Raw genomic sequence first — 17230 nt, 5'->3', positions numbered from 1 at the left:
ACCAGATAGCCAACAAAAATAATGTGGTGGCTGTGCCTTCATCCGCACTATACATTTGGTTAGCGCCGGCTTCCCGAAAAATTTAGTCAATCATGGATTAATAGGTGTGGCGTTTCGCCCGGAATTTCAATAATTTGCCCTTCGATCACGCATTGACCAACCATTTGATGAAAACATTCTACCTGAGATTTTTTGCCTTCAACAATTGGGCGAACCACCAGATCGCCGAGTTTCTGAAAGAAAATAACATTGAAGACGAGGAGGTGATCAGGCTCATGAGCCACATCGCCCATGCACAGCGCAACTGGTACTACCGTGTTTTACAGGCGCAGAACGATGTCCCCGTCTGGGGCAACATTCCTTTGGAAGCCCTTGCAGAGCGGTTAACCGAGAATGGCAGACTGTGGGTTCAATTTATCCAAAACCAGGATGGCGAGAGCCTCCGTGCCGCGCTTCCTTATAAAAATATGGCTGGTGAGCCTAATCTGAACACATTGGAAGATGTGCTGACGCATGTTGTAAACCACTCCACCTATCACAGAGGGCAGGTTATTTACCTCATCCGCGGCCTGGGGATCACGCCGCCGGGGACAGATTATATCAGATTTGCGAAATTGGTCTAGCCAGGCTATTTCTGCTCAAACAGCCTGATCGTGTAATCCAGCAGGGCAGTATCGCCAGATTTGCCATGGCCGGGAATTACGACCTTGACCTCCGGATACGTGGCCTTTATTTTGGCTACCGTAGCCGACCAGTCGTTTACATTCGCATCTGCCAGGTTGCCTTTTCCGGCCCCGACTTCTTTGATGAGACAGCCGCCGAACATGATCTTGTCGCTCGGGAAATAGCCGATCACATTGTCCCTCGTATGACCTTCACCGAAAAAAGCCGTTTTAACTTTTCGATTACCCACTTTCATGTCCATTTGATGGTCAAAACCTTTTTGAGGCACCGGGAAATTGCTTGATTTAGCCGAGGCAATGGTTTTGTTACTGCCATAGGAAGGGATACCTCTTTTGTGGAATTCGTTCAGGCCACCTACGCAATCTTCATGAAAATGGGTGGCGATCACTGCCTTCACTTTGCAATGCAGGCTGTCTTTCAGCCAATCGATCAGGACCGCGGAAGTGGAATCGTCGATTGGGGTATCAAAAATAACAGCCTCTCCTTTGTCAAAAACGATCATGCCGTTGCAGGACACCTTTCCAAACGTCTCGGATTGCAGATAGGTAATATGCCGGTACACATTGTCGGTGACTTTTTCGATGAGGATTTTGTCCGAGCTGAACCCATTGCCCGCTACCTGCGCCGTCGTGTAATTACAGAACAGGAACATGATGATTAAGAAGAGATAGTCCTTTGTCGATGAGGTCATTGTGAAAAAATGCGTGTTAAGAGTGCCTGGAAAATGCCTCCAATATAATATGGCACGCTGGATTTTACACCACTGCCGGTAACGCTGCGGAGAGGCCTGCTGAATCGGGTGCTATACCAAAGGTTACTACTATACTTCTGGATACTGGTCCATTTCGCGTTGGTGCGGCAGGTAAATTTGGGCCTTAAACATTAAGTATCAATCAGCATGTCAAAAACAATTTGGAATGTAGACAACCTGCATTCGGAAGTTCAATTTAAGGTAAAGCACCTTGTTATCTCAACGGTTACCGGCTCCTTCAAATCGTTTGCCGGCCAGGCCATTACCGAAGGCGACCAGTTCGAGGATGCGGAAATTACATTTACCATCGACGTGAACAGCGTGGACACGGGTCAGCCGGGACGCGATGCGCATTTGAAGAACTCGGACTTTTTCGAGGCTGAGACTTATCCGCAGTTCACATTTGTTTCTACTTCTTTCAAAAAAACAAGCGGAGACAATTACAAGCTGATCGGCAACCTGACGATCAAGGGGATCACCAAAGAAATAGAACTCGATGTAGAATATGGCGGTACCGAAAAAGATTCGTGGGGAAATATCAAAGTAGGTTTTGAAGTAACCGGCACGATCGATCGTAAAGAGTTTGATGTTACATTTAACGCACTCACCGAGACCGGTGGATTGGCTCTGGGTGAAAAAATCAAGATTGTGGCAAACATCCAGGTGGGCAGGCCGGCTTAAGACCACACCGCCCCAAATTGTCAGTTTCGCGGTTGGTGATCCCCTGTTTCCGGGGTCACCAACTGCCATTGCAGGCTCTTCCGTTAAAATTAAATCGAAAGCCGTGATGAGAAAATAAGGAATGTATACTCCCTTCTGTAATGGGTAAAATCATTCCATTTTCAAGTCGGTTTATGTATTTCAATCAGATCGGGAAGGCTGTACTTTTCCTCAGTGCGCTCACAGGTATTTTCGCATTCCAGTCCGGTCCTGTAACACAGGATCAAAAACCGCATTGGGAAAAGATCGGCCCGGGAGGCGGCGGCGCTACTTTTATTCCCACATTCTCCTACCACAGCACTGCTCATTTCCTGCTGAGATGCGACATGACAGGATCTTACCTGACCCAAAACGGTGGTATTTCCTATACTCAGATCAATTTTCCAAATGGCACCGCCAGCTTTGCCTATGATCCGGCCGACTCCGCTACGATTTACATGGGTTCCAATACCTTAAACAGAAGCAGGGACGGAGGTAAAACCTGGGAGCAGCTGTTTCCAATAAAATCGGATGTCGTAAGTGAGTCGTACTCCGGCGACCATGCCGATTTTAACATTGAAATCAAGCCTGGCTCTCTGTACGAAAAGTCGTCGGACCGCATTACAAGTATCCGTGTAGATCCCGTAAACAGCTCCTCGCTGTATTTCAGCATGGGCTCATTTCTGTTTTGTTCATCTGATCGGGGTAAGAGCTGGAAAAAGAAGAACATTGGAAAGCGTATCGAAAGTCTGTATTCCAATGCGGGAGGGATGAAAAATGAACTGATCATCTTCACGCCGGAGTGCGCTTTTGTTTTTAACAAGAAAACGGAAAATATCACCCTCAGAACCTTCCCCAAAGCCATGGCCCCGGCGTTTTCGTTTTCGGCTGGGACGGTATCGCGGGTCGGGCAGGAAATTTTTTACGCCTTGCACCACGATCCCAATCAGGAAATCCGGGAGGAGTTCGGGCACAGCGAGCTGTGGATTTCGGAGGATAAGGGAAATACATGGAAGCAAAGCACCAATGCATTCATTGCCAATACCAGGGCAGGGATAAAGCCAAGCTATTCCATGATTTCCTGTGCCGAATTCGACGCGAGGCAGGTGTATCTGGTTACCAATCGCTATGAAGAGAAGAAGGGTGAAAAGCTGGTCTATTGGTATGGGGCCCTGAAAACAGGCGACGCGGGAAATACCTGGGATTGGGTCTGGAAAGCCGGAGGCGGTTCCGGGCAATATGGGGTGAAAGATGGGATAGGAGTGGCGAATCTGAAAGATGCATGGGCAGAAAAGGCATTTGGCGGCGAGTATATCCGTCTGATGGACGTTGGTGTATCGCCGGTTGACGGCAAGGTAGCCATTGTCACAGACTGGTACAGGACGATGAAAACCGTAGATGCCGGGAAAACCTGGACGGAGATTTACAGTGAGCAGCAGAGCGACGGGACATTTAAGAGCAGGGGCCTTGACGTTACCACCACCTACGGCGTCCATTTCGATCCTTTCGACAGCAGCCACATAGCGATCAGCTATACGGATATCGGTCTCCATCATAGTTTCAATGGTGGGAAAAGCTGGGCCAGGTCCGTGGAAGGAGTGCCATCCGAATGGGTCAATACCTGTTATTGGGTTGAATTTGACCCAGACGTGAAAGGTAAAGTCTGGTCGGCCTGGTCGGGAATGCATGACTATCCGCGGGGTAAGATGACCCGTGACGCTTCCTGGAAAATGCGGGCGAAAGGGGGTATTTGCGTTTCCGATGACGGCGGAAAAACCTGGAAACCGAGCACGGAAGGGATGGGGGAAGATTCTCCGGTGACCAGCATGGTGCTTGATCCGGCTTCGGCCCCTGGAAATCGGACGTTGTATGCCAGCGTTTATTCCAAAGGGGTTTTCAAATCAACGGATGGCGGAAAAACCTGGCAGCTGAAAAACAAAGGGATCGGGGATAATACCTGCGCTTTCGAGCTGACCCGTACCGGCAACGGCACGCTCTTCCTGACGGTAAGCGCCACGCCTATGCACAAAAATGGAAAAAAAGGAAGAGCGTTTTACCCGGGCGCCGTGTACAGATCGACAGATGGTGCCGAGAATTGGATCAAACTGCATGTTTCGGACGGGCTTCTTTTTCCAAACGGAATGGAATCTGACCCCCAAAATCCAAACCGGATCTTTCTCGCCGGCTGGGCTGATATTGACCTCAGCGACCTGGTTGGCGGAGATGTCGCACGGTCTACAGGAGGCAATGAGAAGCTGCACATCCCCGGCGGGGTATTCCTTTCCGAGGATGGCGGGGATACCTGGAAAACCATTTTTGACGAGAAACAATATGTATACGATGTCACTGCCGACCCCTTTCATCCGGGACGGTTTTATTGCAATACATTCAACAGCGCCGCCTACCGGAGCGACGACTATGGCAAAACCTGGGATAAAATAAAGGGTTACGATTTTCATTGGGGGCAAAGGATAACCATTGACCGCAATGATCCGGGGCAGATTTACATCAACACATTTGGATCGAGCGTGTGGCATGGCGTTCCGGTGGTCGAGAATGCAAAGCGTGCTAATCCGAACGGGCGGAACGATGCCTGGGAATTTATGGGATTTGGTGGGGGAGGGGCCATGTTTTACCCGGCCGTGAGCCCGCATAACCCGGAGCGTGTTTTTGTGAGCTGCGATATGACGGGTTCCTTTGCTACCCGCAACGGGGGCAAATCCTGGCGGATGTTCAACCTCAAAGGGCCGGTCGGTTACTATGTTTTCGACCCGGTTGATTCCAATACGGTTTACGCTAATTCCATTGCGTTGTTCAAAAGTATCGACAGGGGCAATACGTGGTCGCTCTTTTATCCTTCTCCAAAAGAAGTGGACGGCTTTGTTTCGAAAGGCGACCACGCCAATGAAATGGTCGTGACCAGAGACAGTACCATTCGCAAAGTGCTGGCGCTCGCGGTAGATCCGGCTGATTCGAAAAAGTTATATGCTGCAATCGTAATCGACGGCCAATCGGCATTTTATGTGTCAAAGGACGGCGGGGCAAGCTGGCAGAAAGAGCAGGAATTGCCAGAGGGGACCAGGAGCATTTTCGTACAACCCAGTTCCCCCGAAAACGACCGGACGGTATTTATTTGTGGGAAAAAAGGGATTGTAAAACGTGAGCGGGGTATCTGGAAAACCAATAAAGGCCCCGCCGGAGTGACAAGCCTCACTGAATTTTCAGGAGGCTTTGATAAGCACAGTAACAGTTATGTCATCTACGCCATTTCCGGGACTTCCTACTTCAATCTGGAAAAGGAGAAATCCGGTATTTACTATACAAGTGACGGTGGCCAGACCTGGGAGAACAGACAAGCGGGTTTGGTCAAATGGGCAATAAGTAGTGCCGAAATGCCCGAATGGCGCAGTATTGCCACCAGTGCCATGCACCCGGAAGTCATTTATGTTTCTTACGCTGGTTTGAAAGTGCATTCGGACACCACCTGTATCGGGGTAGCAAAAAGTGAGGACTACGGAAGAACCTGGACACTGGTCTGGAAAGATGCGCTGACCAAGAACGGAAATCTCGTATCAAAAAACTTCGAGAAGGAGTGGATCAACGAGCGTTTCGGGCCGACCTGGGGCGAAAACCCATTTTCAATCGGTGTATCGCCCACAGATCCAGACATTTGTTACGCGACTGATTTCGGGCGGACCGTCAAATCAAATAATGGCGGTACAAGCTGGGAGCAGGTTTTCACCGACAAGAAGGATGGCGGGGGCTGGACATCCCGGGGCCTCGAAGTGACAACAAGTTATGCGGTCGTTTTTGATCCCTTTGACCAAAACCACGTTTTTATAGCCAATACAGACATTGGTCTTATGGAAAGCAAGGACGGCGGCGAAAGCTGGCTGAGCGCCACCCGGGATAATGGCGTTCCCAAAAGCTGGGCGAACAGCACCTATTGGATGCAGTTTGACCCCAAAGTAAAAGGCAGGGTGTGGGCGGCCATGAGCGGTACACACGATTTGCCAAGACCAAAAATGTGGCGGAGCAATGGTGTGAAAGACTACAAAGGTGGCGTACTGGTGAGTGAGAACGCCGGAAAAACCTGGAAACCTGCCAGTGTGGATATCGGTGAGGGCGCCGCAACACATCTTTTGATCGATGAAGCGAGCAATCCGGCTAGCCGTACTTTATATGTATGTGTTTTCGGGAAGGGGGTATACAAGTCCACCAGCGGAGGCCAAACCTGGACTCAGAAAAACAAGGGAATTGAAGGAAAAGAACCGTTTGCCTGGCGCATTATAAAACGGGAAAAAGACGGGACCTTGTTCCTGCTCGTCAACCGGCGAAGCGAGGATGGCAGCATTGGCAAGCCGGAGGACGGCGCACTTTACCGTTCCACGGATGGAGCCGAATCGTGGAATAAAGTGCGTTTGCCGGGAAAAACCAATGCGCCCACCAGCCTTTCGATCGATCCGGAAAACGGGCAGCGCCTGATCCTGTCGGCATGGGGACGTAAAACGAGTGGCAGGTTTTCACCAGACGTGGGAGGGGGTATCTATGTGTCGGATGACGACGCTAAAAGCTGGAAGCCTGTCCTGGAAAGCGACCAGCATATCCATGACATTACTTATGATCAACGGGTCAAAAGATTTTATGCCTGCGGCTTCAGTGGTTCGGCTTACCGTTCGGAAGACTCGGGCAATTCCTGGGCGCGTATCAAAGGCTACAACTTTAAATGGGGAAAAAGGGTTGATCCCGATCCGCGCGATCCTGAAAAAATATTCATTGTGACATTTGGGGGAGGGATTTGGTACGGACCGGCGAAGGGCGATGAAGCTGCCTTGGAGGACATCGTAAAATAACCCGAAAATTTTGATGAGATATTTCTGCGCGGCTGCTCCTGACAGAAAAGCGCCGGGTTGAACCATTGGGAATACAGCAACTGTCTAAAACCTTTTTTATTGCCAATGCACTCCTTCACCAGATCCTCAGTGTGGCTATGCAGGTTTTCTGTGCCGCTTTTTTCGTCACGGCCAGTTACGCGGCACCGGAAGAAAGCCATTTCGGCAAATCTATTTCCGGCGAAGTGGCGGGTGAAGGCGGGTGAAGGCGGGGCAGCATGGCCAGGTGGCCGGTTATACTGGCTAGTATCGGGCACGTTACCGCAGCGAGGACGATGATTTGTTCCGCATTCCGGAACTGGATTAAAGTTGAATGAGGTCCGGGGTATCCGGCGCCGTTGATCAGAAGGGTTAAAAGGTGAATTTGAACCTTCATTTTTTACTCTTCAAAGTACAGAGCACCATAACAAATTTGATGATGTTTTCAAATCCGATTAGCCCGTATATTTTTTCAAAATGGAGAACAGGCGTCACATGCCTATGGACTGCCATCGTTTTGGCAGGCTGCAATTCCGAAATCTCTGACAGCGAAGGAAAACATAACATCCAGGAAATCAACCACAAAGAAATCCCGAAAGGCGCAAAGATCGTGGCCATCACGGGCGCAACCCTTATCGATGGCAACGGAGGTCAGCCACTTCCCAATGGCTGTGTGGTAGTCCGCGACGGTTTCATCACGGCGGTGGGTGAAAACGGAGAGGTCGAGATTCCCGACGGGGCCGAAGTGGTGGATGCGAAAGGTTTGTCATTGCTGCCGGGTTTTATTGATTCGCATTTTCACCTGGACGGGGAAGAAGGGCTGCCGTCCCTGTTTTTGCAACACGGCATCACTTCTTTGAGAGACCCGGGTGCGTGGATCGAGGCTTATGACGGCGAAAGGAAATCGGGCAAGCCGCTGCCCCGGCTATTTCTGGCCGACCCGCACGTGGATATGTACCCCGTAGCTTATCCGAAAGACGCATACATTGTACGGGATGCAATGGAAGCGGTTGACCAGGTCAACAAAATGGCCGATCGGGGCGCATCGGTGATCAAAGTCTATTTCAGGGTCCCGCCAGGTATGATCCGCGAAATTTGCAAGGCGGCACATAGCAGGGGCCTGCCGGTAACAGGGCATTTGGAAACCACCGAAGCGATGGAAGCCATTGAAGCCGGGTTGGATGGAATTGAGCACATTACTTCTTTTGGATTGAGCCTTCAGCCGCAAATGGAGGGGGAAAAATACCGCCAGATGGTTTTGGCTGATAACAACGCCAGGAAACAGGGTCGTTACGAGGTTTGGAAAAAACTGGACATCAATGGCTGGCGGGCCGATTCCCTCGTGCAGTTCCTTGCAAAAAAAGGAACATTCGTAAGCCCGACGCTGGGGGCCTTTGAATACCGGATGCCAGCCGATACGTCGAAGGAATTGAGAGATACCACAAAGTTACTGGGCTTTAACAACATGAAGGCTTTGACCGCCAAACTTAAAAAAGGGGGCGTCAAGATTGTTCTGGGCTCACATTCGATGATTGCATATGCCGAGACGGGATGGGCCTACCAGCGCGAGATGGAATTGTTTGTTGAAAGCGGCATGACGCCATCGGAGGCTATTGTCGCCGCCACTATGGAAAATGCCAGGAATTTCAGAATCGACGATCGGCTGGGGAGCATTGAAAAGGGGAAAATCGCTGACCTGATTCTGGTCAAAGGAAATCCGCTGCAGGACATGAAGGCGGTCAGAAATGTCGTCAAAGTCATGCTCAACGGGGTCTGGGTTAGATAATGCATATCCATTTCTAATGTCAGCGTCAATTTCACGCCGTGATTTTATTGGTACTTCTGTTTCAGGCATGGGCCTGCCGTCTCTTTCTGCCTATTTTACCGGTAAGGGAAAAACAGGCGCGCCACTTAAAATAGTATGTGTGGGAGCTCACCCCGATGATCCCGAAACCGGCTGTGGAGGCACCCTGGCGAAGTTCTCAAATGCGGGGCACCAGGTAACTATTATTTATCTGACCAAAGGCGAAACCGGCATTAAGGGAAAAAATCCGGAAGAAACCGCAACAATTCGCCACGGGGAAGCCTTGCAGGCCTGTAAGATCCTGAATGCAAGACCACGCTTTGCCGGCCAGGTCAATGGCAGCACGATCGCAAATAATGAATGGTATGCCAAAATGCAGGCATTGTTGAGTTCAGAAGATCCGGATATACTTTTCGCGCATTGGCCTATTGACTCCCACAAAGACCACCTCGTCGCCAGCATACTGACTCAGAAAGTACATGCGGAGCTGGGCAGGGATATTCCATTGTATTTTTACGAAGTATGTACAGGCTCCCAAACTCAAAATTTCATTCCCACTGATTATGTGGATATTACAGATACCCAGGCACAAAAAAGGCGGGCCGTTTTCTGCCATCAAAGTCAGGGTTTTGTAAGTCAGGAGGTCTATCAGAAGGATCACGGACTGATGGAAGATTTTCTCGGCCTTACCATTGGCGTGAAGGCGGCGGAGGCTTTCGTGCAGCTGTTGCGTCGCAGCCCGCTCCCGCAGCCCTTTTCAAAATAAAATATATAATATGCTCCCCTTCAGGGGGGTTCTTTTAGTAATGGACAAAGAATTACGTTAAGGAATTTTTATCATACTTACGCCTTGTCTTCCAACCTAGTATCGGCGGCCATACGTTACAAGCCTTTGATAGCCCCCTATTTGCCAGAAATAAGTCCTGCTATTTTATGATCTATTCCCTCCTCGCCAGTTGCTATTCCAAGCTGACGACTAATCAATTTGCCTTGATGATCAAAGAGAAGAGAAACAGGGATTGCGCTCAGATTGTACTTTTTATCAAACTTTGTAAATGAGCTATCGCGCCTTAAAAGCATCTGGGGCCAAGGCATTTTCTCCTGCTTTAGAGCACGTATCCATGCTTTTTCATTTTGATCAATCGAAATACTCACGACATTTAAATTTTTGCGCTGAGCATGAAACACTTTAGCGATTTGGGGTATTTCTTGTCTGCATGGCCCACACCAGCTGGCCCAAAATACTACTAAATTATATCGAGTACTGTCAATTTTTAGCTTAGACGGCAAAAAAGTTGAATCGAAAACTGCGATGTCCTGGGGAATACTATTTCCGTTATTGTTTTGATAATTAACATATTCCACTAATCGCTTATAGTTTGGGGTACTGTGAACCGATTCATCAAATTGCAATAGCAATTCCCGTAGCTCCGCGTCTTTTATTTTACTCTTGTTCCAATCGATCTGCCGTAAAAGGTGTTGAGACATCGGAAATTGTTTGATAATAAGTGCATTATGATCTTTTTCCTTTTTTATGTTGCCTGTTGATGGGGTAAAGGCCCAGTACTTATAAGCAGCTTCCGTTTGTTTATTTATATTCAAAAAAGTAAAGGCAATGACTTCCTTTTTTTTGACCTTGGAGGAAGTATCTATGACAAAGTTCATTACACCTCTATCTACATAGAACTGGCTCATATACGTTTTCTCCTTGAAAGGATTCTTATAACCTAGCAGCCAAAATGGATAATTTGAGTCACCGGTTGCATACAGCATACTGGCCTCGAATGGTATAAAATGCTGATCAGTTTTAACTCGGAATTGAAACTTTCCGTTTTTCACTATTGCCGAATCTAAGAATATTTTCGTAGCCTGCTCTCCCAAATAGACTTTTTTCCCTTCCAAGAACTGATTTGATTTTAGATCGACATTAATGACGTATTCGTCTCGGTCACCACAACTTGACAAAGCGAGAAATATCCAAATCCAATTCGTTGGAAAAATAGAATGCCTAATGCATCGTGCGTGAATAAAATTTAGGTTCATGGCGAGACAAGCTAGTTTATTTGGCAATATATATAAAATAATTATATATAAAATATAAACAACAAACTCTTGTCTTTTATGGATTCTTTTAGAAACGATAGCGAGGCTGCCGAAAAGAATTAGGTTAAGAGATTTTCATTATCCTTATGTCCCAATCGCTTAATCGGTTTGATGACTAAAAGAACCCCTTCAGGGCCAGGAGCAGGACGCTCTGTGCTGGTCAGAAAACAACTTCAATATCAGATAACCGGAGCGAGAACGTTATCGCTACTATTTACTATCGAAACGCAAAATCGATCAATAAATCATTGTAGACTTGCACTTGTTAAATCGAATATTTTGAATAACGGCGGGCATAGGTAAAGATTATTTGGTGTTGACGCCATACTAACCAAACGTGTCATGACAACAGAAATGCGATCGGGGGCATCCTGGAATCCGGAATCCGACGAAGTGATCTGGGCGGAATTCAGAAAGGGGGATCGGGATGCATTCTCTGTGTTGTATCACCGCTATTTCAAGATTCTTTTTCAGAACGGTTTAAAAGTGTCCGATGACAGGGACCTGGTGAAGGATTGCATCCATGATCTCTTTATGGAAATCTGGACGAGCAAAGCCAGCATGGTTGTTCCCGATTGTGTGAAAGGGTACCTGATCAGCTGCATTCAAAGGAAAATATTCCGGCATATCAAAAAGAAACAGCTCCGGCGGTTGGAGACGGATTTTTTCGCGGAGGTCCCATTGGTGCATTCCAAAGAAGAACAAATGATCACCGAACAGAGCAAGCAGGAACAGGCCCGAAAAGTAGGACGCGCCCTGAACGCACTGACCAGGCGGCAGAAGGAAGCTGTTTGTCTTAAATTTTACGCGGGTCTGAGCTACCCCGAAATCGCTACAATGATGTCCATCAGCACGGATTCTACCTATAACCTGGTATCTAAGGCGATAGGAAACCTGCATCACGAACTCACCAAACCGGTGCATTTGGAATACTCCGCTCATGCCTGAACGCCTTCCATTTGTTGAGGTTTGCTGCTCTTGTCCGTTACCGAAGGCTGGTTTCGGGTTGAAGTACAGCGGTCACTTTTTCTGCGTTTTGATGTATTTGGCAACTGTCCCTACCGGCGCGATCCAGATGCCGTTGGCAGGATCCTGAGCGTATTCGATCAGCTTTTTAAGCATCGAAAGCCGGGTAGTCTGTCCGCCGCTCTCACCCATTTCGTGCCCGGCGAGGACCAACCACTGCCCGTTCGCCCTGGCCTGCTCGATCATCGGGAGTATTTGCTCAAAATCTTTACCATCCATTTCCATACCGGTCAGCTGGGCAAAGTCGCCAAATTCAGGGTCGTTCGGCCCTTCGTCCAGCCAGCCGCGGCCAGTGAGAAATAGTTCAGCCACCACCGGGACATAACTTTTGGTATTAACACCCCGGCCGACAAATGTGCCGCCGCATGGATACGCGAAAACTTCCGGTTTCACGCCCAGCAGCTGCTCAATGCGCTTATTGGCATCGATCAGTTCTGCTTTCATTTTCTCCAGGGTGTAGTTTTCCAGCGCATTCGGCCTCGCCCAGGGAAAGTTTCCCGAGCAGGGGTGGTGAACCGAATGGTTGCCTATCTCCTGTCCGCTCGACACGGCTGTTTTCCATCCTGCCAGCTGCTTTTCCGCCGCCGCAGGTACCAGGTAGAACGTACCTTTTACCTGGTACCGGTTCAAAAATGGGATACCCGTTGTGGCCTGGCTCGCCCTTGCGTCGTCAAAAGACAAGCTGAGCGCGATCTTCTTGCCTTCCGGCCATTTGAAGGTTTTATTTTGTGCAAAAACGGCTTTTCCGGCAAACAGCAGAAGGAATGCAGGAATAAGAAGCGAACAGATTTTCAACATAACAATGAGAGTTCTAATGGTACAGGCTTGGTTTTTAATTGGGTTTCTTCATTTCTCCCTGGAGATAATTGAGGACGGCGTCGGTCAGGTCCTGTGCGGCTTTTGGCGAATAAGGTGTTACCGTGCTTTCGTACCCGCCTTGTGCATATTCTTTTTCGGTTAGCAAATATCCCAGCCAGCCATTGCCGTACCCGAAGTACATCGTATAGGGAAAGGGCGAACGGTCGCGGATTTCATTGGATATCTCGCAAAAAAGTTCAAGCGGGGCGCTCCATATAGCCATGTCTTCATTGATCTTCAGAAAACGTACCGGCAGCTTCACCAGGTTGACACCCTCTTTGGTAGTCCTCGTATAGTTCAGCATATCGTCTGTCCAGCCCATTGCGGCTTTTCTCGGGGTTTCCACAACCATTGCACTGCTGCGAAGCTTGATATCCGACGACATTGAGAGGATTTCCTTATTCGCTTTGATAATTTTGTCTCCCAGCATCACTTTGAACTGCGGCAACACCCTTTTTCCATTCGGGGCGTCCAGCTGGCTATAAAGCGGCGCAATGTTTCCGGCTGCGCCATTGATATAAAGCATCGGCACGCCGAGTTTTTCTTCCACATATTCTGCAACAATACCAGGTCCGTCGGCGCTGATTTCGGTGATGGCAGCGAATACGGTGCCGTGCATTGCATAGTTGGCGATCACGGTCAGCAAGCTGCCGTCTTCTTTTTCAAGTCGGATCAATCCGATGCGCCGGTCAACAGGGCCGTCGGGGTTCATGCCGAGTGTGATCCTTCCGTCGGCAAGCCTGGCACGGCGATTGATATTGGCCGACGCAAATCCCCAGCCTGTTCCGAGCTTGGCGGGAGCCAGCTTTTTACGCGCTTCCGCAATTCCGTCAATGAGTTTTTGTTCCACCAGATTGGTGTAAGCCTTATCGTACTCGTGCTGATAACGCTCGCCGAGGAATACAACGGGCAGGCCGGGAGGGCCGACTTCGGGCGCAGAATGGGTGTGGGTAAAGGTCCACCAGATATTAACCGGGTTGATTTTCAGTTCTTTCTGAATCCTTGCCGCAACTTTGTCGTATTCCGAAGGAGCTACCAGTGCGAGGTCCGAGGAGATGAGCACGAATTGGGTCACGCCGTCGTCCATCATCACAATGCGGTGGTATATTTTGTCATACACGCTTTCGTTCTTGCGCGGGCCATAACCCAGCAAATATTGTGAGTCGGTTGGGGTAATATCCACTTTTACCACCGAAGCCCGGAAACCGGCTGCCGCAGCGAATGGTAACGTGCTGAGGTAGCAAAGCACTGCGAAGAGCGCAAAAAGCCATTTTTTGAAAATCCGGACATGGGAAATGCTATGATCTGACATCATCGTTCCTTTTTGGTTAAAAAAAATAAAAATTAGTGGGCCGCGGTGTCTTGCTTTCCCTGTTTGAGGTAGATCAGTAAATCCGCCATTTCCTGTGGACTGATCTGGTTTTCCAGTCCGGCCGGCATGACCGACATTCCCAACGCTTTTAAAGATTTGATATTGGCACGTGCGATCACCGTTTCCAGCCCACCGTAGTTTTTAATGGTCAGTGCCGTAGGTGATTCTGCGGCGATCAGTCCCTGCACCGGCTCGCCCTCTTTCATTTCGATGGACCAGATATCAAAGCCGTCGGCGATAGAAAGGTTAGGGTTCAGGATGTCGCCCATGATCGATTCCGGCCTCCTGTTCCGGATCGTACCGAGGTCCGGCCCGTAGGCTGTACCTGATTTTCCGCCTATCTGATGGCAGGTAGAACAGTTTTTCTGAAATACGGTCCTGCCGTTATCCATGTTTCCGGCCATGGTCAATGCTGGTGCGTAAGCCTTTACGACTTCCATCCGGCCATCGTCTTTTTTGGTCAGTAATTGTCGGGAGCGGGCTTTCAGTGCAGCATTTCCCTGCGCCATCAGTCCCACGCTTCTTGGCCAGCCAATGGCGGAAGGGTCAATGATTTTCTTTTCCAATGCATCCAGAAGCAGCGAGATCCTCGACTCATTCACCATAAAAGTATTGATCGCCGCGTTCCTGACTTCACGCGTAAGAGAAGGCCATTGTTCTACCACAAAATGGCTGACGGTATTGTCGGGAACCGCGCTGAGGGTTTTCAATGCGGCCAGTTGTACCGGCAGGGGTTCGGTAGGAGCAATCAGTTTTTGAAGCGGCTCAATGTATGACCCTGGATCGCCGAGTGCCAGGAAATGAATGGCAGCGGTGCGGTTTTCAACGCTCGCTTTTTTGTCCAGCGCTGTTTTGACGGATTTGCTGATCGCCAGTTTCGTACTGGTATTTTGGGTGAGGCCTGTCACGTTCAGTAACTGGATGCTTCCTTGTCGAACCGCAGGCGAAGGGTTCGTTGTGGCTGCGCTGACCAGTAAGTCCTGCTCACTTTTAAGTGACGTGGCGGCTGCTTTATTGTTTTTCAAACCCATGGACAGTCCTTGCAAAACCGCCGCCTGCCAGCCGCTGTTGCTGCCCGAAGCAGGTTCCAATGCCCTTGCAATCGCAGTTTTAACTTCGGCAGCCGTACCGCCGTTTCCGGTCATGGTACTTAATCGTTCCACCAGCGAAGCATACGAGGCATTGTCTTTTTGGTACCGGTTCAGGACGGCTCCCAGCAGGTCACTTTTGGTCGAAGGCGTTGCCGATAATGCCGCAATTTGCATCCAGGGGTCGGCGATGTTTTCGAGCAAGAGATTTTCCCTGGCTTTCAGGGCTTCCGGACTATCCAAAAAGCCCAGCGTACAAAGCAACTGAAAACGCACTTTGGCATTGGAGTCTCTTTGCAGCGCAATCAATGCGTTTTGAAGCCCGGCTTCTTTCAGGAAGGGTTCCGATAGTTTCATCGCATTTTCTCTCACACCTGGCGCATTGTCTTTCAAAGCGGTGATCAAAAGCGCGGATTTCAGGGCATTCAAGCCTTCCAATGTGTAAAGCGCATGCAGGCGGCCAAGCGGGTTTTTTTCATTGACGACCATTTTTTCCAGGGAGGGCACCACCGTTTGATCATTACCGTCGATCAATAAACGTTGCGCATTACGGCGCCACCAGATGTTCGGGTCGGCCAGCTTGCTTACCAGCAAATCGTTGGTCCATTGGGTAGTTTTCAGATCCTTTGCCCAGGTTAGCGACTTGGTGCCTCTTGGTGTGATGCGGTAGATGCGTCCCTTGTCAATTCCATTATAAAGTTCGCCGGACTTGATCACGTCGTCGGCCATCCATTCGGGGTGCTCGATAATCTGCCTGTAGTAATCCACTACATATAATGCGCCGTCAGGACCGATGTACATGTTCACCGGACGGAACCATGCATCCGTGGAAGCAAGGAATTCTTTGTTTTCATAAAGCCGGCTGGCCGTGAAAGTTGCTCCTTTGTCGTGCATCACATCCGCGTGTACGAGGTTGCTGACCGGCTCTGCTACAAACATCACACTATCAAACGGAGGAGGGAAAATACCGCCCTGGTAAGTTTTTGATCCGCAGGCAGAAGTGAAAACGCCGAGGTCGGTGAGTAGCTGGTTCAATGGGTTCTTGGTGATCGGGAAAACTTCTGCGGCGGTCCCGTGATCGGAAATGGACTGGGCAGCATTGGAAACGAGCAGGTTTGGGTTTCTTTTGAGATACCCCGCCGATATTACCTGGTGGATAATGTGGTTGGCATTGCTCACCAGAATGTACCGTCCCCAATTATCGAATGTATGTCCAAACTGTGTATTGGCCGAAAGGATTTCCAGTCCCGTCCGGTCCGGGCGCATGCGCACGCTTCTTCCGCGCGCATTATCGGGTAGGCGCGGGCTGTCTTTTTTATCCGGATAAAAAACATCGCCTCCTCTGTCACCAAATTCACTTTTGAAAGTTTGGGTAGAAACAGCGGGCTCGTGGCCCAGATAGATCCAGTTATCCAGACCCAATATTGGATTGTTGAGGTTATGCTGCGGATTGGACAGCGCAAAGCCGGTTATCAGCGTATCCCGGACATCCGATTTTCCGTCGCCGTCGGTATCTTCCAGGTAAAGTACATGGGGAGCGTCCGTGACTAAAATGCCCTTTTTCCAACGCATGACGCCGGTAGGGAGCATTAACTTTTCGGCAAAGACAATGCTCCTGTCCATTTTTCCGTCGCCGTCGGTGTCACTCAGGAGCTTGATTTTCCCCGAGCCACTTTTGTCCAGCGGGTAGCCATGCATTTCCACAACATACATACGGCCTGCCTCATCGATCTCCATAGCCACCGGGTCGGCTACCAGCGGCTCACTGGCTACCATTTCTATTTGAAAACCGTCCGCAACCTGAAAGGTAGCCAGCGCTTTTTCAGGCGGGACTTCGTGCGTATTGGGCCTGCTGCCTGCGGAAAGCAGACAAATGCATAAAAGCAATCCGGTTACAGGCTTCATCATGTGGTTACCACTCATTGGAATCTACAATTTGGTTTGCACTAGCGGGTACAAGGGTTATTTCAAGGA

The 17230-nt window shown here is 49.5% G+C and carries 12 protein-coding genes; 6 read left to right on the top strand and 6 right to left on the bottom strand.

Annotation, left to right across the window (positions count from 1 at the left end; genetic code table 11):
• Positions 1-167: 167 nt before the first annotated feature.
• Positions 168-623, top strand: coding sequence for a DinB family protein (locus AC1XUF_RS07105; protein WP_483340982.1), 456 nt, complete (start codon positions 168-170; stop codon positions 621-623).
• 5 nt (positions 624-628) lie between these two features.
• On the opposite strand, the gene bla is transcribed toward AC1XUF_RS07105, so the two are convergent.
• Positions 629-1375: a subclass B1 metallo-beta-lactamase gene (bla, locus tag AC1XUF_RS07100; RefSeq protein ID WP_483340981.1), complete on the bottom strand. Its 747-nt coding sequence runs from the start codon at positions 1373-1375 to the stop codon at positions 629-631.
• Between the two features lie 207 nt (positions 1376-1582).
• Here bla and AC1XUF_RS07095 point away from each other — a divergent pair, with 207 nt between their 5' ends.
• Together AC1XUF_RS07095 and AC1XUF_RS07090 are read left to right on the top strand one after the other, a co-directional pair.
• On the top strand, positions 1583-2116 hold the full coding sequence (locus tag AC1XUF_RS07095; protein ID WP_483340980.1) for a YceI family protein: 534 nt from the start codon (positions 1583-1585) through the stop codon (positions 2114-2116).
• A 140-nt stretch (positions 2117-2256) separates the two neighbouring features.
• Positions 2257-6987 (top strand): sialidase family protein, encoded by a 4731-nt coding sequence (locus AC1XUF_RS07090; protein ID WP_483340979.1) that lies wholly within the window; start codon positions 2257-2259, stop codon positions 6985-6987.
• 175 nt (positions 6988-7162) lie between these two features.
• Here the strand turns inward: AC1XUF_RS07090 and AC1XUF_RS07085 are convergent, their stop codons facing one another.
• Complete coding sequence (locus tag AC1XUF_RS07085) at positions 7163-7402, bottom strand: hypothetical protein (protein WP_483340978.1); 240 nt, start codon at positions 7400-7402, stop codon at positions 7163-7165.
• Between the two features lie 39 nt (positions 7403-7441).
• Here AC1XUF_RS07085 and AC1XUF_RS07080 point away from each other — a divergent pair, with 39 nt between their 5' ends.
• Positions 7442-8791 carry an amidohydrolase family protein gene (locus tag AC1XUF_RS07080; protein WP_483340977.1) on the top strand — a complete coding sequence of 450 codons (1350 nt, stop codon included), beginning with the start codon at positions 7442-7444 and terminating at the stop codon, positions 8789-8791.
• Between the two features lie 16 nt (positions 8792-8807).
• Positions 8808-9575, top strand: coding sequence for a PIG-L deacetylase family protein (locus tag AC1XUF_RS07075; RefSeq protein ID WP_483340976.1), 768 nt, complete (start codon positions 8808-8810; stop codon positions 9573-9575).
• A 137-nt stretch (positions 9576-9712) separates the two neighbouring features.
• Here AC1XUF_RS07075 and AC1XUF_RS07070 read toward each other — a convergent pair whose 3' ends face one another.
• Complete coding sequence (locus AC1XUF_RS07070; protein ID WP_483340975.1) at positions 9713-10852, bottom strand: thioredoxin-like domain-containing protein; 1140 nt, start codon at positions 10850-10852, stop codon at positions 9713-9715.
• Positions 10853-11254: 402 nt separating this feature from the next.
• Between AC1XUF_RS07070 and AC1XUF_RS07065 the strand changes: the two genes are divergently transcribed.
• Complete coding sequence (locus tag AC1XUF_RS07065; protein ID WP_483340974.1) at positions 11255-11860, top strand: RNA polymerase sigma factor; 606 nt, start codon at positions 11255-11257, stop codon at positions 11858-11860.
• A gap of 72 nt (positions 11861-11932) precedes the next feature.
• Here AC1XUF_RS07065 and AC1XUF_RS07060 read toward each other — a convergent pair whose 3' ends face one another.
• From AC1XUF_RS07060 to AC1XUF_RS07050, 3 genes are read right to left on the bottom strand one after another with little or no spacing between them, the layout of a single operon-like run.
• On the bottom strand, positions 11933-12736 hold the full coding sequence (locus AC1XUF_RS07060; RefSeq protein WP_483340973.1) for a polysaccharide deacetylase family protein: 804 nt from the start codon (positions 12734-12736) through the stop codon (positions 11933-11935).
• A gap of 34 nt (positions 12737-12770) precedes the next feature.
• The gene (locus AC1XUF_RS07055; protein ID WP_483340972.1) at positions 12771-14111 is read right to left on the bottom strand and encodes a neutral/alkaline non-lysosomal ceramidase N-terminal domain-containing protein; all 1341 of its coding nucleotides are present in this window, start codon (positions 14109-14111) and stop codon (positions 12771-12773) included.
• A gap of 29 nt (positions 14112-14140) precedes the next feature.
• On the bottom strand, positions 14141-17179 hold the full coding sequence (locus AC1XUF_RS07050) for a PVC-type heme-binding CxxCH protein (RefSeq protein WP_483340971.1): 3039 nt from the start codon (positions 17177-17179) through the stop codon (positions 14141-14143).
• Between the last annotated feature and the right edge of the window lie 51 nt (positions 17180-17230).

The sequence above is a fragment of the Dyadobacter sp. HNCC25DJ185 genome (assembly GCF_056895195.1).
This window is presented reverse-complemented; position numbering and strand designations above follow the sequence as displayed.